The organism is Massilia sp. FBCC-B171, from assembly GCF_059134155.1.
Genome location: NZ_CP101443.1, coordinates 5,487,320 through 5,506,815, shown reverse-complemented (window position 1 = coordinate 5,506,815; position 19,496 = coordinate 5,487,320). Strand labels below are relative to the sequence as shown.

At 66.1% G+C, this 19,496-nt stretch carries 25 protein-coding genes; 10 read left to right on the top strand and 15 right to left on the bottom strand.

Translation table 11 applies throughout. From position 1 onward, the window contains the following. Nucleotides 1-26: 26 nt before the first annotated feature. A complete protein-coding gene (locus NMB41_RS24880) occupies nt 27-806 on the top strand; it encodes a glutaminyl-peptide cyclotransferase (RefSeq protein ID WP_494380402.1) in 780 nt (259 codons plus the stop codon). A 3-nt stretch (nt 807-809) separates the two neighbouring features. Here the strand turns inward: NMB41_RS24880 and NMB41_RS24875 are convergent, their stop codons facing one another. The 3 genes from NMB41_RS24875 to NMB41_RS24865 all read right to left on the bottom strand — a co-directional run bounded on the left by NMB41_RS24875 (nt 810) and on the right by NMB41_RS24865 (nt 3,639). Then, nucleotides 810-1,829: a zinc-dependent alcohol dehydrogenase family protein gene (locus NMB41_RS24875; RefSeq protein WP_494380401.1), complete on the bottom strand. Its 1,020-nt coding sequence runs from the start codon at nt 1,827-1,829 to the stop codon at nt 810-812. A gap of 65 nt (nt 1,830-1,894) precedes the next feature. After that, entirely contained in the window at nt 1,895-2,359 is a 465-nt protein-coding gene (locus NMB41_RS24870; RefSeq protein ID WP_494380400.1) for a DUF2269 family protein, read from the bottom strand. Beyond that, on the bottom strand, nt 2,359-3,639 hold the full coding sequence (locus NMB41_RS24865; protein ID WP_494380399.1) for an SDR family oxidoreductase: 1,281 nt from the start codon (nt 3,637-3,639) through the stop codon (nt 2,359-2,361). Before NMB41_RS24865 ends, NMB41_RS24870 begins: the two co-directional genes overlap by 1 nt. Nucleotides 3,640-3,675: 36 nt before the next feature. Between NMB41_RS24865 and NMB41_RS24860 the strand changes: the two genes are divergently transcribed. Together NMB41_RS24860 and NMB41_RS24855 are read left to right on the top strand one after the other, a co-directional pair. Then, nucleotides 3,676-4,143 (top strand): hypothetical protein, encoded by a 468-nt coding sequence (locus tag NMB41_RS24860; protein ID WP_494380398.1) that lies wholly within the window; start codon nt 3,676-3,678, stop codon nt 4,141-4,143. A gap of 355 nt (nt 4,144-4,498) precedes the next feature. Beyond that, complete coding sequence (locus tag NMB41_RS24855; RefSeq protein ID WP_494380397.1) at nt 4,499-4,678, top strand: hypothetical protein; 180 nt, start codon at nt 4,499-4,501, stop codon at nt 4,676-4,678. 68 nt (nt 4,679-4,746) lie between these two features. Here NMB41_RS24855 and NMB41_RS24850 read toward each other — a convergent pair whose 3' ends face one another. Beyond that, nucleotides 4,747-5,691, bottom strand: a complete 945-nt coding sequence (locus NMB41_RS24850; RefSeq protein WP_494380396.1) for a DUF808 domain-containing protein — start codon at nt 5,689-5,691, stop codon at nt 4,747-4,749. Between the two features lie 200 nt (nt 5,692-5,891). Here NMB41_RS24850 and NMB41_RS24845 point away from each other — a divergent pair, with 200 nt between their 5' ends. The 7 genes from NMB41_RS24845 (at nt 5,892) to lipA (ending at nt 11,324) form a co-directional block, all read left to right on the top strand. Continuing rightward, a complete protein-coding gene (locus tag NMB41_RS24845) occupies nt 5,892-6,137 on the top strand; it encodes a BrnA antitoxin family protein (protein WP_494380395.1) in 246 nt (81 codons plus the stop codon). Nucleotides 6,138-6,249: 112 nt separating this feature from the next. Further along, nucleotides 6,250-6,534, top strand: a complete 285-nt coding sequence (locus NMB41_RS24840) for an HU family DNA-binding protein (RefSeq protein WP_056340843.1) — start codon at nt 6,250-6,252, stop codon at nt 6,532-6,534. Between the two features lie 96 nt (nt 6,535-6,630). Continuing rightward, entirely contained in the window at nt 6,631-7,272 is a 642-nt protein-coding gene (locus tag NMB41_RS24835; protein ID WP_494380394.1) for a LysE family transporter, read from the top strand. A gap of 120 nt (nt 7,273-7,392) precedes the next feature. Continuing rightward, nucleotides 7,393-9,252, top strand: coding sequence for a DUF6600 domain-containing protein (locus NMB41_RS24830; protein WP_494380393.1), 1,860 nt, complete (start codon nt 7,393-7,395; stop codon nt 9,250-9,252). A 93-nt stretch (nt 9,253-9,345) separates the two neighbouring features. Then, a complete protein-coding gene (locus NMB41_RS24825) occupies nt 9,346-9,612 on the top strand; it encodes a DUF493 family protein (RefSeq protein WP_494380392.1) in 267 nt (88 codons plus the stop codon). After that, nucleotides 9,612-10,316 carry a lipoyl(octanoyl) transferase LipB gene (gene lipB, locus NMB41_RS24820; RefSeq protein ID WP_494380391.1) on the top strand — a complete coding sequence of 235 codons (705 nt, stop codon included), beginning with the start codon at nt 9,612-9,614 and terminating at the stop codon, nt 10,314-10,316. The genes NMB41_RS24825 and lipB overlap by 1 nt, the downstream gene beginning before the upstream one ends. A gap of 21 nt (nt 10,317-10,337) precedes the next feature. Next, nucleotides 10,338-11,324: a lipoyl synthase gene (gene lipA / locus NMB41_RS24815; protein ID WP_494380390.1), complete on the top strand. Its 987-nt coding sequence runs from the start codon at nt 10,338-10,340 to the stop codon at nt 11,322-11,324. Nucleotides 11,325-11,391: 67 nt separating this feature from the next. Here lipA and NMB41_RS24810 read toward each other — a convergent pair whose 3' ends face one another. The 11 genes from NMB41_RS24810 to NMB41_RS24760 are packed head-to-tail and all read right to left on the bottom strand — an operon-like array spanning nt 11,392 to nt 19,480. Beyond that, nucleotides 11,392-12,753, bottom strand: coding sequence for a type II secretion system protein GspD (locus tag NMB41_RS24810; RefSeq protein ID WP_494380389.1), 1,362 nt, complete (start codon nt 12,751-12,753; stop codon nt 11,392-11,394). After that, complete coding sequence (locus NMB41_RS24805; protein WP_494380388.1) at nt 12,750-13,070, bottom strand: hypothetical protein; 321 nt, start codon at nt 13,068-13,070, stop codon at nt 12,750-12,752. Before NMB41_RS24805 ends, NMB41_RS24810 begins: the two co-directional genes overlap by 4 nt. Beyond that, nucleotides 13,067-13,633, bottom strand: coding sequence for a GspMb/PilO family protein (locus NMB41_RS24800; RefSeq protein ID WP_494380387.1), 567 nt, complete (start codon nt 13,631-13,633; stop codon nt 13,067-13,069). The genes NMB41_RS24805 and NMB41_RS24800 overlap by 4 nt, the downstream gene beginning before the upstream one ends. Then, nucleotides 13,630-14,280 carry a PilN domain-containing protein gene (locus NMB41_RS24795; protein WP_494380386.1) on the bottom strand — a complete coding sequence of 217 codons (651 nt, stop codon included), beginning with the start codon at nt 14,278-14,280 and terminating at the stop codon, nt 13,630-13,632. Before NMB41_RS24795 ends, NMB41_RS24800 begins: the two co-directional genes overlap by 4 nt. Then, nucleotides 14,273-15,376 carry a pilus assembly protein PilM gene (gene pilM, locus NMB41_RS24790; RefSeq protein WP_494380385.1) on the bottom strand — a complete coding sequence of 368 codons (1,104 nt, stop codon included), beginning with the start codon at nt 15,374-15,376 and terminating at the stop codon, nt 14,273-14,275. Before pilM ends, NMB41_RS24795 begins: the two co-directional genes overlap by 8 nt. Further along, nucleotides 15,373-16,521 carry a GGDEF domain-containing protein gene (locus NMB41_RS24785; protein ID WP_494380384.1) on the bottom strand — a complete coding sequence of 383 codons (1,149 nt, stop codon included), beginning with the start codon at nt 16,519-16,521 and terminating at the stop codon, nt 15,373-15,375. The genes pilM and NMB41_RS24785 overlap by 4 nt, the downstream gene beginning before the upstream one ends. Before the next feature lie 12 nt (nt 16,522-16,533). Then, a complete protein-coding gene (locus NMB41_RS24780) occupies nt 16,534-17,448 on the bottom strand; it encodes a DNRLRE domain-containing protein (RefSeq protein WP_494380383.1) in 915 nt (304 codons plus the stop codon). After that, nucleotides 17,445-17,900 (bottom strand): hypothetical protein, encoded by a 456-nt coding sequence (locus tag NMB41_RS24775; RefSeq protein WP_494380382.1) that lies wholly within the window; start codon nt 17,898-17,900, stop codon nt 17,445-17,447. The genes NMB41_RS24780 and NMB41_RS24775 overlap by 4 nt, the downstream gene beginning before the upstream one ends. Beyond that, nucleotides 17,897-18,328 carry a type II secretion system protein gene (locus NMB41_RS24770; RefSeq protein ID WP_494380381.1) on the bottom strand — a complete coding sequence of 144 codons (432 nt, stop codon included), beginning with the start codon at nt 18,326-18,328 and terminating at the stop codon, nt 17,897-17,899. Before NMB41_RS24770 ends, NMB41_RS24775 begins: the two co-directional genes overlap by 4 nt. Beyond that, nucleotides 18,325-18,900 (bottom strand): pilus assembly FimT family protein, encoded by a 576-nt coding sequence (locus NMB41_RS24765; protein ID WP_494380380.1) that lies wholly within the window; start codon nt 18,898-18,900, stop codon nt 18,325-18,327. Before NMB41_RS24765 ends, NMB41_RS24770 begins: the two co-directional genes overlap by 4 nt. 16 nt (nt 18,901-18,916) lie before the next feature. After that, on the bottom strand, nt 18,917-19,480 hold the full coding sequence (locus NMB41_RS24760; RefSeq protein ID WP_494380379.1) for a prepilin-type N-terminal cleavage/methylation domain-containing protein: 564 nt from the start codon (nt 19,478-19,480) through the stop codon (nt 18,917-18,919). Nucleotides 19,481-19,496: the final 16 nt, after the last annotated feature.

Here is a 19,496-nt window from a genome sequence, read left to right as displayed (position 1 = left end):
TCTCGATTAATTGCGACCGTTCCCGCATGCTGAAACCCTCCGCCCTCGCCGCCTTCGTCCTCGCCGGCTGCGCCTGCAATGCCGCCGTGGCCGCCATTCCCGTCTACGGCTTCATCGTCAAGAACACCTATCCACACGATCCGCAAGCGTTTACGCAGGGCCTGTTCTTCCGCGACGGCCACCTGTTCGAAACGACCGGCATCACCGGCCGCTCGACCCTGCGCCGCCTCGACCTGAAAACCGGCAAGGTGCTGCAAAAGGCCGACCTGCCGCCGAACGTGTTCGGCGAGGGTTCCACGGCCTTTGGCGACAACATCCTCGGGCTGACCTGGCAGTCGAAGACCGGTTATGTGTTCGACGCCAAGACCTTCACGATGAAGGGCAAATTTCCCTATGAAGGCGAAGGCTGGGGACTGGCCAGCGATGCGAAAAACGTCTACATGAGCGACGGCAGCGCGACCATCCGCGTCCTCGATCCTGTCAGCCTGAAGGAAGTGCGGCGCGTGCAGGTGACGGCCGAGGGCAAGCCGATCGACTCCCTGAACGAACTCGAAATCGTCGACGGCGAACTGTATGCCAATGTCTGGGGCACCGACGTCATCGCCCGCATCGACCCGGGCTCGGGCAAGATCACCGGCTGGATCGACCTGAGCAACCTGCTGCCGCGCGAAAAACGCGGCACCAGCTCGGCCGACGCGGTCCTGAACGGCATCGCCTACGACGGCAAGCGCCGCAAGCTTTACGTCACCGGCAAGTTCTGGCCGAAGCTGTTTGAAATCGAACTGGTTCGCTTCGAGGGTCGCTAGATCTTACGCCGTGACGGCGATCACGACCTTGCCGAAGTGCGAGCCCGATTCCATGTAGCGGTAGGCGTCCTGGGCCTGGTCGAAGGGGAAGATGCGGTCGACCACGGGTTTTATCCCGCTGGTGGCCGTAAAGCGCATCACCTGTTCCAGCATCAGGCGGCTGCCGACGAAAATGCCGACCATGCGCTTGGCGCTGCCGAGTAAAGTCGCCGGATTGACTTCGCCGCCGAAGCCGCTCACGCCGCCGATGATGGCGACGCTGCCGCCCATCGCACATGAGGCCACCGAGCGGGTCACGGTGCCCTGCCCGCCCACTTCCAGCACCACGTCCGCGCCCGTGCCATGGGTTGCGCGCAGCACTTCTTCCTGCCACTCCGGCGTGGTCCGATAATTGATCGTGTGATGCGCGCCCAGTTCGCTCGCGCGCTGGAGTTTTTCGTCGGAGGATGAGGTGATGATGGTGCGCAGGCCGGCCGCCTTGGCCAGTTGCAGGCCCAGCACCGAGACGCCGCCGGTACCGAGCAGCAGCACCGTATCGCCCGGCTTGACGCCGTTGCTCGACTCGAACATCGCATTCCAGGCGGTGACGCCCGCGCAAGGCATGGTGGAGGCGTCCACATAGCTCAGCTGCGGCGGGATTTTCACGAGCGCATCCTCGTGCAGCACGACTTCCTCGGCCAGCATGCCGTCGATGTCGCCGCCCAGCGCATGGCGGATCTTGGTGGGCGAGGTGCGCCCATCCTGCCAGTAGGGGAAGAAGGAGGCGGCGACACGGTCGCCCACCTGCAAGCGGGTCACGCCATGGCCGACGGCCAGCACTTCGCCGGCGCCGTCCGAGCAGGGAATGATGGGGTTATCCACATTCACCAGATAATTGCCGCTGGCAACCATCAGGTCGCGGTAGTTCAGCGAGACCGCATGCACGCGGATCCGCACTTCGCCGTTCGCCAGTTCGCGCTGCGTCGCATCCACGCACCGCAAGCCATCGATATTGTCGCCCGGCAGAATCTGGTAAGCCCGCATCGCGTTCTCCGTAAGGTAGTCAGGTGCAGGCCATTCTACTGCGCCCGCCATGCTGGCCGGTTCCGCTAGGCCGGTTTCGCCACCATCAGCCAGAAGATCGCCAGGAAGGCAATAAAGGCCGGCACGCCAAGCGCGACCCAGGTCTTAAAGAGACGCCAGTACTGCCGCGGCAGGTCGGTATTCGTGCGCACGGCTTCGGCAGCCAGGTCGCGCAAGCGCATCTGGATCCAGACCACCGGCAGCCAGCAGGCGCCGGCCAGCACATACAAGGCGATCGACCACATGATCCAGCTGCTGTGCAGTGGGTAGCCGGCCAGGTGGATCATGTAAAAGCCGGTGGCTGGCTGGATGATGATGGTCGTCGCGGTGAACACCCAGTCGGCGATCACGACGTTGCGGCTGACGACGGCAATCGCCCGCACGTCGCGGCTGAGACTGGTCGACAGCATGTACCAGGCCGAGCCAATGCCGGTGCCAAATAAAAAGGTCGACGACAGGATATGCACCCACTTAATAATGAGGTAGTCCATTATTCATCCAGTTCATAAAGCAGCCAGATCGCGGCCAGCATTGGCAGGTTCTTGGTCAGCGGCCCGTAGGGATGGAGCAGGAATTCCGGCAGCTTCCAGGCAATGACGACCGTATAAAAGCCGATCAGGCCCAGTTGGGCCAGCCACAGTGGGCGCCGCCGCGGTAAGAACGCAATGCCGAGACCGAGCAGCAGATCGAAACTGGCCGCCCCGTACAACATCAGCGGCTGCAGAGCGGGTTCAATGCCGGTGCGCGCCAGCAGCGCGTAGCTCTGTTCAACGGGGTACAGGCCGAAGGACACGATGGCAGTGGCGATCCAGACCGCGACGATGCTCCAGCGTAGCAGCGGCAGCAGCCAGCCGAGTTTCGCGAGGCTGCGTTCGGCGCGCGGATTGCCGATAAACGCGGCGATCGGCCTGGGCGAGCGGCCCAGCAGCCGGGTGATGGCGGCGGGGTCGCCCGTGTTGCCCCGGTTGAGCATGCGCAGCGCGTCCTCGTCGAGCAAGGCGCCGGGCAGCCAGCGCCCGGCTTTCGCCAGCAGCCGCGCCGCGGCATCGGGCAGCGGCAGCACCAACTGGCGCTGCTTGATCCCCATCGCGCTGCGCAGGCGTGCCAGGTAATCGGTGAACGGCAGCGCCTCGGGTCCGACCAGGGGCAGGCACAGTGCCGCCGTGCCGGACGGCGTCCCGTCGCGCAGCAGGGCGAGGACGGCCGCCACCAGGTCGTCGATATGCACCGGCTGCACCAGCTGCGGCGCGCTGCCGAAGCGCAGCGCGACCGGCATGCTGGCCAGGGTTTTAAATAGGCGCGCACTGGCGCCGTCGGCGCCGTACACCAGCGAGGGCTGGACGATGCAGGCACGTAGCGGCAGGCTCGCCAGGTAGTCGTCCGCCGCTTTCTTCGACAAGTGATACGGCGTGTCCGCTTCGGCATCGGCCCCCAGGGCCGAGAACTGGATCACCAACCGCAGGTCCTGTGATTCGGCGCAGGCGGCGAACAATGCGCACGGGGCCAGGGTATGCAGGCGCTCGAAGCTTTGACGGCCCGACGCGCGAAAAATGCCGACCGCATTGATGACGGCCTCGACCCCGGAAAGGCGCGCCAGCCAAACCGATTTGTCGGTATCGTTGGCGAAGTCAGCATGCACAAAGCTCAGGCGCGGATGGCCGCTGTTCGTCGCGCTGCGTCCCGCGCACACGACCTGGTGGCCTTCGGCCAGCAAGGCCGTGACCAGGTGCCGGCCGATGAAGCCGCTGGCGCCGGTGAGCAAGATCCGCATGCAGTTCCCTTTACCGATTCAACAAGGATAATCACTATGTCAGATTGGACCACATCATTGCAACGCGGCCTGGTCGGCGGCGCCACCTCGAGCATCGTATCGACCGCCGCCCTGGCCATGCTGGGTCGTACCGAAGCCGGCAGCGCCTTCGCGCCGACCAACGCCATCAGCCACTGGATCTGGGGCGACGAGGCGGCCGAGCACGATGGCTTTTCGCTGAAATACACGATTACCGGCTATGCGATCCACCACGTCAGCGCAACCTTCTGGGCGGTGCTGTTCGAAAAGCTGGCCGGCGAAAAGCTCGACCGCAAGGATTTGCGCGTCACCCTCGCCACCTCCGCCGCAACGTCGGCCATTTCCTGCTTCGTCGACTACAAGCTCACCCCCGAGCGGCTGAAACCGGGCTTCGAGAAGCGCCTGTCGAAAAAGTCGCTGGCCGGGGTGTATGCCGCCTTTGCGGTCGGCATGGCGCTCGGCGCGATCGCCCTGCGCCGTAGATAAATCCCGCTGCAGGCCCGGCGAGGAACATCATGCCGCCCTATCTCTATGTGCTCCTGCTGCACGGCGTGCTGGGCTTTCTCGACATCGTCGTCAGCCATGAGCTGCTGGCCAAGCTGCCGCAGCGGGGCAACGCCGCAGCCGAAGAGAGGCTGCACGCGGCGCGCGAAACCATCTCGCCTGCCTGTTCGCCTGCCTGGCCTGGTTCGAGTGGCACGGCGCCTGGGCCTGGTGGATCGTCGCGCTGCTGGCCTGCGAGCTGCTCGTCACGACGCGCGACGTCATCGTCGAAGGCGATACGCGCATCCTGGCGGTGGCCGAGCGCGTCATCCACCTGCTGCTGTTCATCAGTCTTGGCGTGCTCATGACCCTGGTCGGCTATGCCCTGCTCTGGTGGCATGCCGGGCCGACGGCCGTGGTCCCCGTCGATTACGGCTGGGGGAGCTGGGTGCTGACGGCGATGTTGGTGCTGGCGTTTATCTGGGCGGTGCGCGATGGCGTCTCGGCCGGGCGCCGCGAGAAGATCCCGGCCTCGTAATCAACGGCGCTGCATGAAAAAACGCGCCCGGGAAGCGATCCCGGGCGCGTTGTTTGTTGGTTCGGCGCTTAATGCGCTGCGGCCGTTGCCGTCTTGCCGCGCATTTTGTTCACCAGGGTCACCACCAGCACCACCAGCACGCCCACCGCGATCCCGACCAGGGCGTCGAAGATGACCGGGCCGAGGAAGTGCAGCACGCCGCCGACGACCGGCACCGTGCCCATGGCCTCTGCCATGCCTTCGGAATAATGGTGCAGCAGTTCCCAGTTGTGGCTGATGATGCCGCCGCCGACCATGAACATCGCGGCGGTGCCGACGACCGACAGGAATTTCATCAGGCGCGGGGCCAATGCCAGCAGCATGCGGCCCAGGCCTTGGGCGAAACTGCTCGTCTTCTTGGTCAGGTGCAGGCCGACGTCGTCGATCTTGACGATGGCGGCGACCAGGCCATACACGCCGACCGTCATGATCAGGGCGATCAGGACCAGCACCGCCACCTGCTGCATGAAGGGCATCTCCGATACCGTTCCCAGCGAGATGACGATGATCTCGGCCGAGAGGATGAAGTCGGTGCGCACCGCGCCCTTGATCTTTTCTTTCTCGACCGCGACCATGTCTTCCTTGCCCGCCAGCGCCGCGGCCAGGCGTTCCTTGTGGGCCGCGTCTTCCTCCGGGCTGTGCAGGAATTTATGGGCCAGTTTTTCGGCCCCTTCGAAGCACAGGAAGGCGCCGCCGATCATCAGCAAGGGAATGATCAGCCAGGGCACGAAGGCCGAGATCAGGAGCGCCGCCGGCACCAGGATCGCCTTGTTCCACATCGAGCCCTTGGCCACCGCCCAGACCACCGGCAGTTCGCGGGAGGAGTCGACGCCCGTCACCTGCTGGGCATTGAGCGCAAGGTCGTCGCCCAGCACGCCGGCGGTCTTCTTGGCCGCCACCTTGGTCATCACGGTGACGTCGTCGAGGACGGTGGCGATATCGTCGAGTAAAGCGAGCAAACTGCCTGCGGCCATGGAACTACTCCTGAAATTAGCAATATTGCAGCATCTTAACCGAGCGCAGTGGCGGCAGGCACACGGTTCAGCGCGATAAATTGCGTTCCACGCCTGTAAATCTGCAGCTCGTCGCTTTCAGCGGGTGGTCCTGGCGCGGCATACGTATAGTCAATATCGAAGGCTGCGGTACGCCAGCCTCGCCCCCGCCGACGGAGACCATGATGATGACACCGAACCAGACCTCGCCCTCGACCTCGCCGTCGACCCTCAACCCGAGCGCGGCCCCCATGCGCCGCACCCGCCCGCCAAAACGGAAAACGCGCATCACGATCTATCTCGACGACGAGGTGCTCGACGAATTCCGCAACCTGTCCGAACGCTGCGGTACGGGTTACCAGACCCTGATCAACGCCGCCCTGCGCACCCGCCTCGCCGCGGCCGGCGCCGAAGCGAGCCTGCTCTGACGGGCGCGGATTAAAACACCCGGCCTCCTGCCGGCCAGTTAAAGGGCGCGAGAAAGTTACAAGTGGCAAACATTTGTGCTACTCTTTCCGCTCTTTCAACCCCGGAGGCACCATGAAAAAAGGCGAACTGATCGCGGAATTTGCCAAGCGTACCGAAATGTCCGGTACCGCTGCCAACAGCGCGGTCAACACGATCATCGAGATCATCACCGAACGTCTGAAAAAAGGCGATACCGTCGGTATTACCGGCTTCGGCACGTTCTCGGTCACCAAACGCGCTGCGCGCAAGGGCCGCAACCCGGCAACGGGCGAGGTCATCAAGATCGGCGCATCGAAAACCCCGCGTTTCTCGGCCGGCGCCACGCTGAAGGCTGCCGTCAATCCGCGCAAGAAGTAATCCAGAGCTGCACCTGGGGTGGCGCCGTGGCATGCAGCTGCGCGCCATCACCCTCCCCCTCTTCCTCCTGTTGTTCCCGTTTCCCGAGTTTCCCCCATGTCCTTCGCTACCTGGATTGCCTTCGTCATCGCCGGCACCGTGATCGCCGTCTCTCCCGGCTCGGGCGCCGTGCTGTCGATGTCGCACGGCCTGGCTTATGGCGTCAAGAAAGCCAGTGCGACCGTACTCGGCCTGCAGCTCGGTTTGGTGTTGGTGCTGGCGATCGCCGGCGCCGGCGTCGGCACGCTGCTGCTCGCCTCGCCGACCGCCTTCTTCGTCGTCAAGGTGATTGGCGCGCTGTACCTGATTTATTTGGGCGTGTCGCAGTGGCGCTCGAAGGCGCAGACCGGCCCCATGGCCAGCAGCGCCGGACTGGCCGCCCACCCTTCGTTCGACAAGCGCGTGCTGACCGGGTTCCTGACGAACGCAACAAATCCGAAGGGCATCATCTTCATGGTTGCGGTGCTGCCCCAGTTCATTTCGAAAGATGCCGCCCTGCTGCCGCAACTGCTGATCCTGGGCGTGACCATGGTGACCATCGACAGCATCGTGATGCATGGTTATGCGGCGCTGGCTGCGTCGATGCAGAGATTGTTCCGCGATCCGCGCGCGATGCGCATCCAGAACCGGTTTTTTGGCGCCGTGCTGGTCGTGGTCGGTTCCATGCTGTTCTTCGTTAAACGCGCCGGCACTGCCTGAGCTTTCGGTTTGTTTCGGTTGTTCAGTATTTGCAACCGTCTGTAATTCCGGTTGCCCTGGCCTCGTCCCTTGCGGTGTAATCAGGTCGACGCATTCCGTCCCACCCTCCTGGAGCCTTCGATGCTGCTGCCTGCCCTGAAAACCGCAACGCTGCTGACGCTGGCGGTCTGTTCCACCCTGGCGCTGGCGATGGACGCGCCGGCCCGCGTCGGCCGCGTCGCCCTGACCCAAGGCCAGGTCAGCATCAGCAATGCCGGTGAAACGGCGAATGCGGCGCTGGTCAACTGGCCGGTCACCTCGCAACAGACCATCTCCACGGCGCCCGGCGCGCGCACCGAACTGCGGATCGGCTCGACGGCGATCCGCCTCGATGGCGACTCCGCCCTCGAAGTCACCGAGCTCGACGACGACAAGCTGCGCCTGCGCCTGCACTATGGCAGCGCCAGCATCCGCGTCGTCAACGAGGAAGTCGCAGGCAGTTTCGAGTTGACCACGCCGCAGGCGCGCGTGCTGCTGCAGGGGCCGGGACGGGTGCGCGTGGACGCCGAGCGCGTGCGGGACACCAGCAGCGTCCGCGTATTCGACGGCGTCGCCGTGGTCGAAGGCGGCGGCGAGCGCCTGACTGTGCGCCCCGGACGCAGCGCCGAGATGCAGGGCAATGATTTACGGATGACGCAGGCCCTGACGGACGCCTTCGACGAGTGGGCCCTCGTGCGCGACCGCGAAAGCGAGGCGGTGCGCGCCACCCGCTACGTCCCAAGCGAGATGACGGGCTATGAAGACCTCGACCGCTACGGCAGCTGGCGCGACGACAGCGAATACGGCGCCCTGTGGCTGCCCACGGTCGCGTCCGACTGGGTACCCTACCGCGACGGCCGCTGGACCTGGATCGCGCCCTGGGGCTGGACCTGGGTCGACAACGCGCCCTGGGGCTATGCGCCCTCCCATTATGGCCGCTGGGTCCACGTCAACCAGCGCTGGGCCTGGGCGCCGGGCCGCCTCGAGCGCTATCCGGTCTGGGCGCCGGCCCTGGTCGGCTGGGTCGGCGGCGCCGGCTGGAGCGTCAACATCAACGCCCGGCCCTCGACGGCGCTCGGCTGGTATCCCTTGTCGCCCTACGACCGTTTCGTGCCCGGCTACCGCCTGTCGGACAAGCACCTGCGGCGCCTGAACGCGCACGACGGCAAGCGCGATGGACGCCATGACGGCAAACCCGATTACCGCCAGCGCGGCCTGACCGTGGTGCCGCAGGAGCGCTTCGGCCAGCGCGGCGAAGTCGTGGTCCGGCATGAGGGGCGCGTGACGCCGCCCGCCAACTGGCAGCGCGCGCCGGGCGCCCAGCCGCCGGCGCCGGGCAACTGGCGCGACAGGAACCAGGACGATGCGCGCCGTGGCGACACCCGCCTGGAGCGGCGCGACCGCGATGGCGATGGCCGTCCGGACGGCAGGCGCGAGGGCAGGTACGATGGCACTGAGGCCTGGCGCCGCGATGGGCGCCAGGCCGCCGGCGCTGTGCAGCCGGCCGCCCAGCCGGCACCGGCGATGGCGGCCCCGGCCTTGACGACGGCGCCGCCGGCCGTGCTGCAGGCGCCCCAGCCGGGTTTCGTGCGCCAGCCGGGCGTGATCACGACGGCGCCGCAGCCGAACCCGCAACGCGACTGGCGGCGCGAAGGACGTGACGGCAACGACGCCTTCGAGGACAGGGTGCGTCATCGTGCCTTCGAGCAAAGACGCGAGGCTGCCATGCAGGCCGGTGGTGCGGGCGCGGCAATGGAAGCCGTCGCCGCACGGGCCCATGCCCAGGCGCAGATACAACGGCAGGCCCCCACGGCCGTGGCGCCGCCGGCGCCGCGCGCGATGCCGAGCCCGCCGCCCGCGCCGGTTGCCGCACCGGCCCAGGCCGCTCCGCGCGAGGCGCCAGTACGCCGTCTCAATGATGCCGTGCGCCAGCGCGATGGCACGCGCGTGATGGAACGTTGATGCGCTAGCGGCCGGCAAGCCATCTTCTGCCGGCCGGCAATTTCACGCGCCAGTCGCGCTTTGGCTACAATGGCGTTTTGCACAGGAGCCGTCATGGACCCGAAAGACTCCCTCATTGAATACCCGAGCGACTTCCCGATCAAGGTGATGGGCCCGACGCACGATGCCTTCGCCACCACGATCACCGAAGTGGTCATCGGTTTCGACCCGACCTTCCATGATGGCCGCATGGAAGTGCGCCCCTCCGGCAAGGGCAATTACACCGGTCTCACCTGCACCGTGCGCGCCACCAGCCGCGCCCAGCTCGACGACCTGTACCGCGCGCTGTCCGCGCACCCGATGGTCAAGATCGTCATGTAATGTTGTCAGGCAGCATCCCCACCCGCCCCGCCAGCCCGCTGATTCGCGCGCTGGGCCGCGCCGACTACGAACCCGTGTTTGCCGCCATGCGCGCGTTTACCGATGCACGTACGCCCGACACGCCGGACGAGCTCTGGATCGTCGAGCATCCGCCGGTGTTTACGCTCGGCCTGGGCGCCGACCGCGGCCACCTGCTGGCCGGACCCGGCGTCCCGGCGCACGAGATTCCCGTGGTGCAGACCGACCGCGGCGGTGAAGTGACTTATCACGGGCCCGGCCAGGTTGTTATATACCTGCTGATGGATCTGCGCCGCAACAAGCCGGGCGGCAAGTTGTACGCCCGGCAATTTGTGGAAAAAATCGAACAGGCGGTCATCGACGTGCTGGCGGCGTATAATCTCGGCGGTGAACGCGTTGCCGGCGCGCCCGGCATTTATATTGCAGCCGGCGCGCGCCGCGGCGCGAAAATCGCCGCGCTGGGTTTGAAAGTGCGCGGCAATGGCTGCACCTACCACGGGGTCTCGCTGAATGTGGCGATGGACCTGGCGCCGTTTTCGTGGATTAATCCCTGCGGCTATTCCGGCCTGTCCACCGTCGACATGCGGACCATGGGCATCGAGGCAACGCTGGAAGACGTGCAAACCGCACTGGCACAGGCGCTCGTGCAGCACCTCGCCCCTGCCGAACCGAACAACTCCAACTGAGGCCTTCCCGGGCCCCGTGCTATGACTACCGACACCGATACCGGTCTGAATCCCGCCTACAACGCCCTCGATAAACAAAAGGGCGCCAGCAAAACCTCGCGCATCCCGATCAAGATCGTGCCGATCGCGGACGCCGAACGCCTGAAAAAGCCGGACTGGATCCGGGTCAAGGCGGCCACCGCCTCGTCCCGTTTCTACGAGATCAAGGACATCCTGCGCGCGAACAAGCTGGTGACCGTCTGCGAAGAAGCGAGCTGCCCGAACATCGGCGAATGCTTCGGCAAGGGCACCGCGACCTTCATGATCATGGGCGACAAGTGCACGCGCCGTTGCCCGTTCTGCGACGTCGGCCACGGCCGTCCGGATCCGCTCGACGTCAACGAGCCGGCCAACCTGGCGAAAACCATCGCCGACCTGCGCCTGTCGTATGTCGTGATCACCTCGGTCGACCGCGACGATTTGCGCGATGGCGGCGCCGGCCATTTTGTGGACTGCATCAGCAAGACCCGCGCGTTGAGCCCGAACACCAAGATCGAAGTGCTGGTGCCGGACTTCCGCGGCCGCCTGGCCAAGGCCCTGGCCATCTTCGCCGACGGCTTGCCGGACGTGATGAACCACAACCTGGAAACCGTGCCGCGCCTGTACAAGGAAGCCCGTCCCGGCGCCGACTACAAGCACTCGCTCGAACTGCTGCGCGATTTCAAGGCGCTGTACCCGAACGCGGTGACGAAATCCGGCATCATGGTGGGACTGGGCGAAACCGACGACGAGATCCTGCAGGTGATGCGCGACATGCGCGAGCACAACGTCGAGATGCTGACCATCGGCCAGTACCTGTCTCCATCGAACTCGCACCTGCCGGTGCGCCGCTACGTGCACCCGGACCAGTTCAAGAAGTTCGAGGAAGCCGCCTACGAAATGGGCTTTGTGCACGCGGCGGTCGGCGCGATGGTGCGCAGCTCGTATCACGCGGACGTGCAGGCGCACAGCGCGGGCGTGGCGGCGTAAGCTGCCAGCAGCACCAAAACGAACGGCCTCCGAGGAGGCCGTTTTTTCATGGTGCGGCGCTTTGCGCTCAGTGCAGGCGTGCCGCTCCCTGGAGCTTGTTGTTCACTTCCGCTTCCGTGCGCTGGACGCGCTCGATCGTCTGCGTGTCTGTGCCGGTCGGGTGGTTCGGCACGATGCGCGGCGTGATCAGGACGATCAGCTCGGTCGAGCTGCCGGTCTCCTCGTTGTTCGAAAACAGCTTGCCGAGGCCGGGCACGTCGCCCAGCAGCGGCACGCCCGTACGGCGCAGGCCTGCCTGCGCCTTGATCAGGCCGCCGATCAGGATGGTCTGGCCGTTTTCCGCCACCAGCTGGGTATTCACCTCGGTCGTCTTCTTCGACGGGATTCCGCCCAGGAAGGAGCCGGAGCTCACCTCCGGCCGCACCCGCATCGCGATGCGCCCGTCGGTGTCGACCGAGGGCGTCACGCGCAGGATCACGCCGGTTTCCAGGAACTCGATGGTCTCAGTCGTGATGTTGTTCAGGGTGGTGGTGACGCGGTAGCCGAGTTTGTCGCCGATATTCGTCGTCGCCTCCTGGTTTTCCAGCGTCAGCAGCTTGGGCGTGGCCAGCGTGCGCACCCGGCCCTTGTTGCTCAGGGCGTTCAGGTAGAGGTCGACGTTCTTGTTGACGAAGTTGAAGACCAGGCCAGGCGCCGTGCGCGAGACCAGCCCGGTGGTGCCGATGCGGTTCGCGGTCGCACCTTCTCCGCTGAAGATCTTGTTCCACTCGATGCCGAAGTTTTCGCTATCGTCGAGCGTGATTTCGAGGATTTTCGCTTCGATCATGATCTGCTGCGGCTGGGTGTCGATTTCGCGCAGCAGGGCGGCGATGCGCTTGACGCCCTCCGGCGTGTCCTCGACCACCACCATGCGCCGCGCCGGCAGCACGGTGACCTTGCCGCCGCGGCCGACGTGCTTGCCGAGGATGTCGGCCACCAGCTGCGGCTCCGAGTACAGCACTTTCATAGCGCGCACTTCCATCTGCGCGGCCGCCGCAGGATTGGTGCTCGCTGCCTGCGCCGGGTCGATAATCACATAGCCGTTGTCGCGCGCGAGCACCTGGTAGCCGCCCGCCTCCGCAATCGCGTAGATCGCCTGGCGCGGCGTCATGTCGTACAGGCTGACGGCCACGTTGCCGGTCACGCCTTTGCCGAGCATGATGTTGACCCGCTCGTGGCGCGAAATCATTTCGAACAGTTCGGCGATCGGGGTATCGCGAAACACGAACGAGGTCGGCGCGCCGGGCGCCGGCGTGGTGCTCGAGGACACCGCCGTGGCGGGCTGCGCGGGTTTCGATGGCGTGCGCTGCGCGGCGCCGGCGCTGTAAACTGCGCCAAGCAAGGCGCCCATGACTGCCAGATTCAATACGCTCTGCTTCAATTGCGTCATTTGCGGCTTGCCTCGTTCAGTACCAGAATGCTTTTCACGCCACGTTTATTCAGCGTGACGCCGCGTTCTTCTACCCTGATCAGTTGATAGTCGCCATACCACTCGCCGACGGCGAGGATCTGGCCATTGATGTTCGCTAGCGCGCGTCCCGGCGCGACCATGACGGCGCGCAGCTGCGGCAGCACTTGCGGTGCATCGATTTCCGGCTCGACGCTGCGCAGCGGCGCCGGGCGCGCGAACGGATCGCGCAGGGGCTGGACCTGCGCGCCGGCCAGCAGCGGCGCCAGCGCCAGGCAGGCGGTCGCGATGTATTTCATGGTGTGCTTTCCTGCGGCCGGAATGCGGCGATACGGATTTTCATGGCGACCTGGCCCGGCGTGTCGGCGGCGCGCATCTCGAAGCCGGCAATGGCCAGGTTCGGCTGCGCTTGCTCGATCGCGCCCATCCAGGCCAGCAGGCTGGCATACGGGCCGCTGGCCTCGGCATTGAACCCGGTCTGGGTAAAGGCGAGCACGGTTTCCTCGGGCGCCGGCGTGACCCCCTGCAGGGTGACGCCCTGCGCCTGGGCCAGCGCGCCCAGTTCGCCCACCAGGCGCACCAGCAGTTGCGCCGGCGCGGCCGTGGACGCGGCGCCGAGGCGCTTGGCCAAGGCCTGGTTATCGTTCTCGAGCGCCGCCAGCTGCGCCGCCAGCAGGCGCGGGTCGCTGCCGCTCAGCGCCAGTTGCGCCTGCTCGGCGCGCACCGCGCGCAACGCTGCCAGCGGCGCGCGCAGCGCATAGAACCAGAGCGCGGCGCCGACGACCAGCAGCAGGCCGGCGCCCATCAGGTGCAGCTGGCGCGCCGGCAGCGCCGCGGCCTTGCGGATCAGGGTGGGGTTCATGGCTGTTCCTCGCGTTTGACGAGCGTGGCGGCGGCGTTGAAGCTGACGGCGCCGCCGTCCTCCAGGGGCGCCATGCTGCTGTTCAGGAAGCGCACGTTGGCGAGCTTGGGGTTGGCCGCCAGCGCCGACAGGAAGCCGGTCATGGCGCCATTGTCCTGGGCGCGGCCGGCGATCTCGACCTGGGTGCCGAGGCGCCAGGCCTGCACCGTGCCGGGCTGCGCGCCGCGCGCCTGCAGGGTGCCGGGCGGCAGCGGGGAGGGCGGCACCGCCTGCAGCAATTCCTGGGTGCGCGTAAAGCGCAGCTGCTCGAACCAGACCTTGTCGCTCAGGGCGCCATTGACGATCGATGCCAGCGCCGCGACTTCGCCGGCGCCGCGCAGGGCGGCGAGGGCGCTCACGTTTCCGGATAGGCCATCCTTGCGCGCCAGGGCGTTGACCAGCTGGGCGCGCATCGCGCCGGCCTGGGTCGAGGCGCCGCGTTCCTGTTCCAGGCGCGGCGTTTCCAGCGCCAGGCGCCAGTGCAGCAGTGCGCTGGCGCCGGCGCCGGCCACGACCAGCACGGCCAGGGCGCCGCCGTAGATGGCCAGCGTACGCCGTACGCGCAGTCCCTCGCGGTAGCTGCGCGGGATCATGTCGATATCAGCCATGGGCTTCTCCCCGTAATGCCAGGCCCGCCGCCAGGGCGATGCCGTGGGTGTCGCTGCCCACCGGCACCGACAAGGCGCCGCCCTCGAAGGCCTTGAATGGATCGAGCAGCTCGACCGGCAGGCGTACCAGTTCCTCGACCCGCTGCTGGATGTGGCGGTAACGCGCCACGCTGCCGTTCAGGTAGACGCGGCTGACCGCGCTGCCGCGCGTGCGCGACGCAACATAGACCTGGGTGCGTACCAGCTCCTCGGCCAGCGCCGCGAATTCCTGGTACAGGATTTCGCGCACCGTGCGTCCGATGTCGGGCGCGGCGCCGGCGCCATGCGGCGCACCGGCCGGCGTGCCGATCCCGTGCTCGCGCAGCAGCGCCAGCGCCACCTCGGTCGACAGCCCGAGCGCGCGCGACAGGCGGTCGACCAGCTGCATCTCGCCGAAGTCGATCTCGCGGTCGAGCATCAGGCGCCGGCCCCAGATCACGGTCAGATAGCTCTTGCTGGCGCCGAAATTGATCAACAGGACAGACTGGTCGAAGTCTTCCTGCATCGCCGCCAGCAGGCGCGCGATCGCGGCCGGGCCGATGTCGAGCGCCACCGGCTCCAGGCCGGCGCTGCGCAGGGTCTCGAGGTAGCCTAGCACGCTGTTTGACGCCGCCACTGCCGCCAGCACCTGCTTTTCCGGCCCGGCCGCCTCGACGCTGCGCACCTGGTAGTAGTCGACCACCGACTCGGCGGCCGCGGCGCCCAGCTGCTCGCGCACGGCCCGGGCCACCGCCTGCGGCTCGCTCTGGCCGCCCGGCACGTGCACCGTCAGCGGCAGGATCCGCACTTCGCTCGGCGCCAGCACCGAGACCACGCGCCGTCCGGCGAAGGGGGCGCTGGCCAGCGCCTCGCGCACGAAGCTTTTCAGGCGGCGCGGGTCGGCCAGCAGCTGGGCGCGCTCGACCGGGTAGGGCAGCGACAGCGCGGCCCGCACGACCAGGCCCCCGGACGCGGGCACGGTTTGCAGCATGTTCAGGCGCTGGGCGGCGAAGTCGACGCCGATCGGCGCGGGCGCCGCGCCGGCTTTTCCTGTGAGTGAAGCGAGCCAGGACTTCATGCTGCCGCCTTTGCCGGGCTGCTGGCCCGGATCGCGTTGCCGCCCGCATGCTTGGCCTCGTACAGCAGTTCGTCGGCGAGTTTATAGGCGGCGTCGAACCCCAGGCCGGCCGGCAGCTGCACCAGGCCCAGGCTGACGGTCGGCGTCACGCCGCCGGGTAATGGAGACGCCATCTTCGACGAGATCGACGCCAGCGCCGCTTCCACGCGCGCCGGCACGTCCGGCCCGCACATCAGGAGGGCGAACTCGTCGCCGCCCAGGCGCGCCAGGTATTCGACGTCGCCCGGCAAGCCGGCAAACGCCGCCTGCACCGCGCGCAGCACTTCGTCGCCGCAGCCATGGCCGAAGGTGTCGTTGATCGATTTGAAGCGGTCGATGTCGAACAGGCCGAAATAACAGGGAACGCAGGCGCCATGGTGGTGCGCCACCACGCGCTCGAAATCGCGCTCGATGTGGCGCCGGTTCCAGGCGCCCGTCAGGTGGTCGCGGTTGACCAGTTCGGTTAGTTCGCGCTGGGCGCGTTCCAGGTGAAAGCGCATCGCCAGGTCGTGCTTGCGCAGGCCGAGCGCACGGGCGACGAGGGCCAGCGAGATCACGGCCGCCACCAGCATCAGGCATTGCAGCACCCACAAATCGAGCGCCGCGAAGCGAAAACGCGACAGATAGGTCGAGGCGGTAAACATCAGGTAGATGGCGCCCGTCGTCGCCGCCGCTTCGCGCAGGCCCCAGGGCACGACCGGCACCAGCATGATCAGGACCGCCACCGAGAGCAGCAGCATCGCATGCAGGTGGCCCGAGCGCTGCGCCAGCAGCACCAGAGACGAGCCGCACACGACCAGCAGCAGCATCGCCAGCAGGTACAGGGCGCGCAGCTGTTCCACTTTTGCGCTCGACAGGTAGACGTGCAGGGCCAGCAGGCACAGCACCGAATAGGTGTAGGTATAGGAGGTGCCCAGTTCGAACACGGCCGACATGGCGGTGGCCAGCGCCAGGAACAGCAGGGCGACCAGGCTCAATAAGGCGACCCCGCGCCGGGTTTCGCGCGTGATCACGGGCGTCGCGTAGTCGCGCAGCTCGCCGGCGAAATCGAGGCAGGACCAGACCTTACCAAGGTCGCTGATGAAGGTGGAGGCAGTTGTTTTCATGGCCTGTTGTTGTTAAGTACAGCGCAGGTAGTAACGCACGTCGAGTTCGGGCTTGTTCGAGCCGTCGAAACTGATGAACTTCGTGTTGAGCAGGCGGGTCGGCTTGAGCAGCATGCCGTAGTTCGGCAAGGACTTGTCGGCCCAGCCTTGCACCAGCACCGGGACGGGCAAGGTATAGACGCCGTTGAACTGGGTGGGGGCGTCCGGATCGATCGTCACGCTTGCAGCCGCCGTGGCCACGTAGTCGCCGCCGTCGCTCACCCAGGGGTGGGTCCAGGTCACGTTCTTCTCGTCCCATGAAGTGGTGATACGGTGAACGCTGAGGGAACGGTTGGCCTGGGTCGAATTCGACGATTCCTTGGTCAGCTTCAGGTTGGCCTGGAAAATCAACGCCTTGTCCATTTCGCCAGGCAGCTCGAAGTAGACCAGGGGGTGCGCCGTGCCGTCGGTCGCCTCCAGCGACTTGGCGACGACGTCGTTCTTGACGGTATCGCGCACGATCGAGATATCGTCGTCGCCGCCTCCGATCAGGGTTTTTTGCTTCGGGTCGCCGAGGCTGTGCACCCACACTTCCTTTGCCAGCACCTGCGCGGCGCCGCCCTTGGTGGTAGCGCTCACGTCGATCTGCAAGCGCCCCTTGTCCCACTTCGTTTTGGTGACGGATACCTTTCCGCCGTCGTTATGCAGATCGAGATTCGAGAAACTGGCCTTTGCGCCACTGTTGCACTTGTCTTTACCCGTGCGCCATTTGGAGAGTTGAATGCCGCTGGCGGCCAGGTAGCGCGCCTGCTCGATCTGGTATTGTGCGTCCACTGCGGCGACGTTCATGCTGCCTTCGTGCGTCATCGTATAGGCGAGGGCGCCGATCACGGCCAGCGTCAGCGCCACCGGAAGCAGCAGGATGCCCTGTTGATTGCCATGCGTCATAGTGCCGTCCCCAGGCGAACGGTTGTCACGGCGGTTGTGCTGGCGCCGTCCCGCTCCAGGCTCAGGGTAGCCGTGATGCGCGGCGCGCCACCGGCGGCGGACGCACTGAGGTTGAAAGCGGTGACCGATTCGGCCAGTGGATAGGTGTCCGCGCCCTGCTGTTCACGCAGTACGCCTCCCACCACGCTGTACACGGCCGGCTTAAGCCACTCTGTGGACGGTTTCGACAGGTCTTCGGAGGACGCGGTGACGCGGATGCGCGCGGCGATCCGTGCAAGGGCGAAATCGGCTTCCTGCTCGAGCGCGATCTGGTTGCGGGCCATGCGGCTGGCGGCCGACGCCGTCTCCAGCAGCGGCACCAGCGGCGCCAGCACCAGCGCGGTGATGGCCAGGCCGAGCAGCAATTCGACCAGGCTGATGCCCCGTTCCTGGAAAGCGCTGTGCCGGCTCATTGCGCCACCAGGGTTTTGAAGGAATACGTTTTGTCCGACATGAGCTCGATGTACAGCAGGGCCGATTCGCGCTCGACCTGACTGGCGTCGGCCGCCAGATAGGTCGGCGTCTGGCCCGTCCACGCATACAGTGCGATATACAGCGTGCGCGTGAGCCCTTCGCAGCTCGGATCGTCGGGTAGCTGATAGGTCGACAGCACGTCCTTGCCCTTGGCGGCAGCCCACAGCGTGGGGTAGGGCTCTGCCAGGATGGTTTCCATCGTATTTTTCATGCAGCGCAGTTCGCGTGCCTTGCCCACGCCAATCGTCGACGCCTGCAGGCCGTTGCGGATCGCTTCGCCCATTGGCACGGCGCAGACGGCCAGCAGCACCACGGCGACCATGATTTCCACAAACGAGAAACCATGCTGGCGGGCCGCAGCGCTCAAAACGTCACCCGGCCTGTGACGGGCGCCACGCGCACCACGCGCTCGATGTTCCCGTAGCGGATCGTGATCTTGCCTTCTTCCTTCAGCGGGTCGATGTCCTTGGTGCCGAACAGCAGGCTGGCGAGTTGGCCGAGCGCGCCCGTATCGACGTAGGCGGGGGAGCCATCCGGTCCGAACCCGGCGATATAAGTGGTGGGTCCGCCGTCGTACTTGAAAACGGAGCTGATGATCGTCGCACGCGGCATGGCGGTTCCGGCAAAGCTGATCTGGTAGGGACGTTTGTCGACGGGGTGGGTCGCGGTGTCGCCGCTCGATGTATTCGGCTGGTAGACCCGCAGCAGTTGGGTGGCGGGATCCACGCTGATGTACTGGAAATTGCCGGTCCGGACCGCTTCGCGCTGGGCGAAGCGGATGGCGCGGGCGATTTCGGCGGCGGCGGCATCGGCTGCGGCGGGGGCCAGCGAACTAGCCCGTGGTATGGCAATGGCCGCTACCACGCCAAGAACGGCAATGACGACCAGCATTTCCGCCAGCGTGACGCCCATTTGCCGCAGGGCAGGATGATGCGTCACGGTGGCCCTGCCGAGCTTACTTGTTGGACAATAAAGTCGTGCCGTCGCGTGCCAGGCGGGTGGTATTGATTTGCAAGGTACCGGTCGTGTTCACGAAACGCCAGCCGGTCGTGTTGGCGCCTGGCGGCGTCGTTGCCGGGGCGGTGACGACGGTGACCGCGCCAATATTCGTGACCGGTTCGACCGGAATCGTACGCAGGTAAGGGCCATAGCTGTAGCCAGCGGCGCCCACGCTGCAGACGCGGCCGGCCGCGTCGGTGAACTGCGTCAGCTGTTCGATGAACGCGGCTTCCGTGTTCACCGCACCGGTGCCGGCAACGCCGCCGGTACAGGGTGGCGCAGCAGCCGCGCCGGCCTGGAAGGTCGACGGATACGTATTGTTGTGCTGGACACGGTACAGCTCGATGGCCGAACGCATCGTGGTCAGGTTAGCGATCGAGGCCGATTCCTGCGCGTCACCCGAGGTATTTGAAAACTGAGGAATCGCAATCGCCGCCAGAATCGCAATGATGATCACGACGATCAGGAGTTCGATGAGCGTGAAGCCTTTGGCGGCGTGGCGGCGGAAATTAGAGTTCATCATCATTTTAGGTAGT

Excerpts from the sequence above, each read along its gene's own strand:
- NMB41_RS24880 (WP_494380402.1), top strand. The coding sequence starts at position 27 with ATGCTGAAACCCTCCGCCCTCGCCGCCTTCGTCCTCGCCGGCTGCGCC.
- NMB41_RS24875 (WP_494380401.1), bottom strand. The coding sequence starts at position 1,829 with ATGCGGGCTTACCAGATTCTGCCGGGCGACAATATCGATGGCTTGCGG.
- NMB41_RS24870 (WP_494380400.1), bottom strand. The coding sequence starts at position 2,359 with ATGGACTACCTCATTATTAAGTGGGTGCATATCCTGTCGTCGACCTTT.
- NMB41_RS24865 (WP_494380399.1), bottom strand. The coding sequence starts at position 3,639 with ATGCGGATCTTGCTCACCGGCGCCAGCGGCTTCATCGGCCGGCACCTG.
- NMB41_RS24860 (WP_494380398.1), top strand. The coding sequence starts at position 3,676 with ATGTCAGATTGGACCACATCATTGCAACGCGGCCTGGTCGGCGGCGCC.
- NMB41_RS24850 (WP_494380396.1), bottom strand. The coding sequence starts at position 5,691 with ATGGCCGCAGGCAGTTTGCTCGCTTTACTCGACGATATCGCCACCGTC.
- NMB41_RS24845 (WP_494380395.1), top strand. The coding sequence starts at position 5,892 with ATGATGATGACACCGAACCAGACCTCGCCCTCGACCTCGCCGTCGACC.
- NMB41_RS24840 (WP_056340843.1), top strand. The coding sequence starts at position 6,250 with ATGAAAAAAGGCGAACTGATCGCGGAATTTGCCAAGCGTACCGAAATG.
- NMB41_RS24835 (WP_494380394.1), top strand. The coding sequence starts at position 6,631 with ATGTCCTTCGCTACCTGGATTGCCTTCGTCATCGCCGGCACCGTGATC.
- NMB41_RS24830 (WP_494380393.1), top strand. The coding sequence starts at position 7,393 with ATGCTGCTGCCTGCCCTGAAAACCGCAACGCTGCTGACGCTGGCGGTC.
- NMB41_RS24825 (WP_494380392.1), top strand. The coding sequence starts at position 9,346 with ATGGACCCGAAAGACTCCCTCATTGAATACCCGAGCGACTTCCCGATC.
- lipB (WP_494380391.1), top strand. The coding sequence starts at position 9,612 with ATGTTGTCAGGCAGCATCCCCACCCGCCCCGCCAGCCCGCTGATTCGC.
- lipA (WP_494380390.1), top strand. The coding sequence starts at position 10,338 with ATGACTACCGACACCGATACCGGTCTGAATCCCGCCTACAACGCCCTC.
- NMB41_RS24810 (WP_494380389.1), bottom strand. The coding sequence starts at position 12,753 with ATGACGCAATTGAAGCAGAGCGTATTGAATCTGGCAGTCATGGGCGCC.
- NMB41_RS24805 (WP_494380388.1), bottom strand. The coding sequence starts at position 13,070 with ATGAAATACATCGCGACCGCCTGCCTGGCGCTGGCGCCGCTGCTGGCC.
- NMB41_RS24800 (WP_494380387.1), bottom strand. The coding sequence starts at position 13,633 with ATGAACCCCACCCTGATCCGCAAGGCCGCGGCGCTGCCGGCGCGCCAG.
- NMB41_RS24795 (WP_494380386.1), bottom strand. The coding sequence starts at position 14,280 with ATGGCTGATATCGACATGATCCCGCGCAGCTACCGCGAGGGACTGCGC.
- pilM (WP_494380385.1), bottom strand. The coding sequence starts at position 15,376 with ATGAAGTCCTGGCTCGCTTCACTCACAGGAAAAGCCGGCGCGGCGCCC.
- NMB41_RS24785 (WP_494380384.1), bottom strand. The coding sequence starts at position 16,521 with ATGAAAACAACTGCCTCCACCTTCATCAGCGACCTTGGTAAGGTCTGG.
- NMB41_RS24780 (WP_494380383.1), bottom strand. The coding sequence starts at position 17,448 with ATGACGCATGGCAATCAACAGGGCATCCTGCTGCTTCCGGTGGCGCTG.
- NMB41_RS24775 (WP_494380382.1), bottom strand. The coding sequence starts at position 17,900 with ATGAGCCGGCACAGCGCTTTCCAGGAACGGGGCATCAGCCTGGTCGAA.
- NMB41_RS24760 (WP_494380379.1), bottom strand. The coding sequence starts at position 19,480 with ATGAACTCTAATTTCCGCCGCCACGCCGCCAAAGGCTTCACGCTCATC.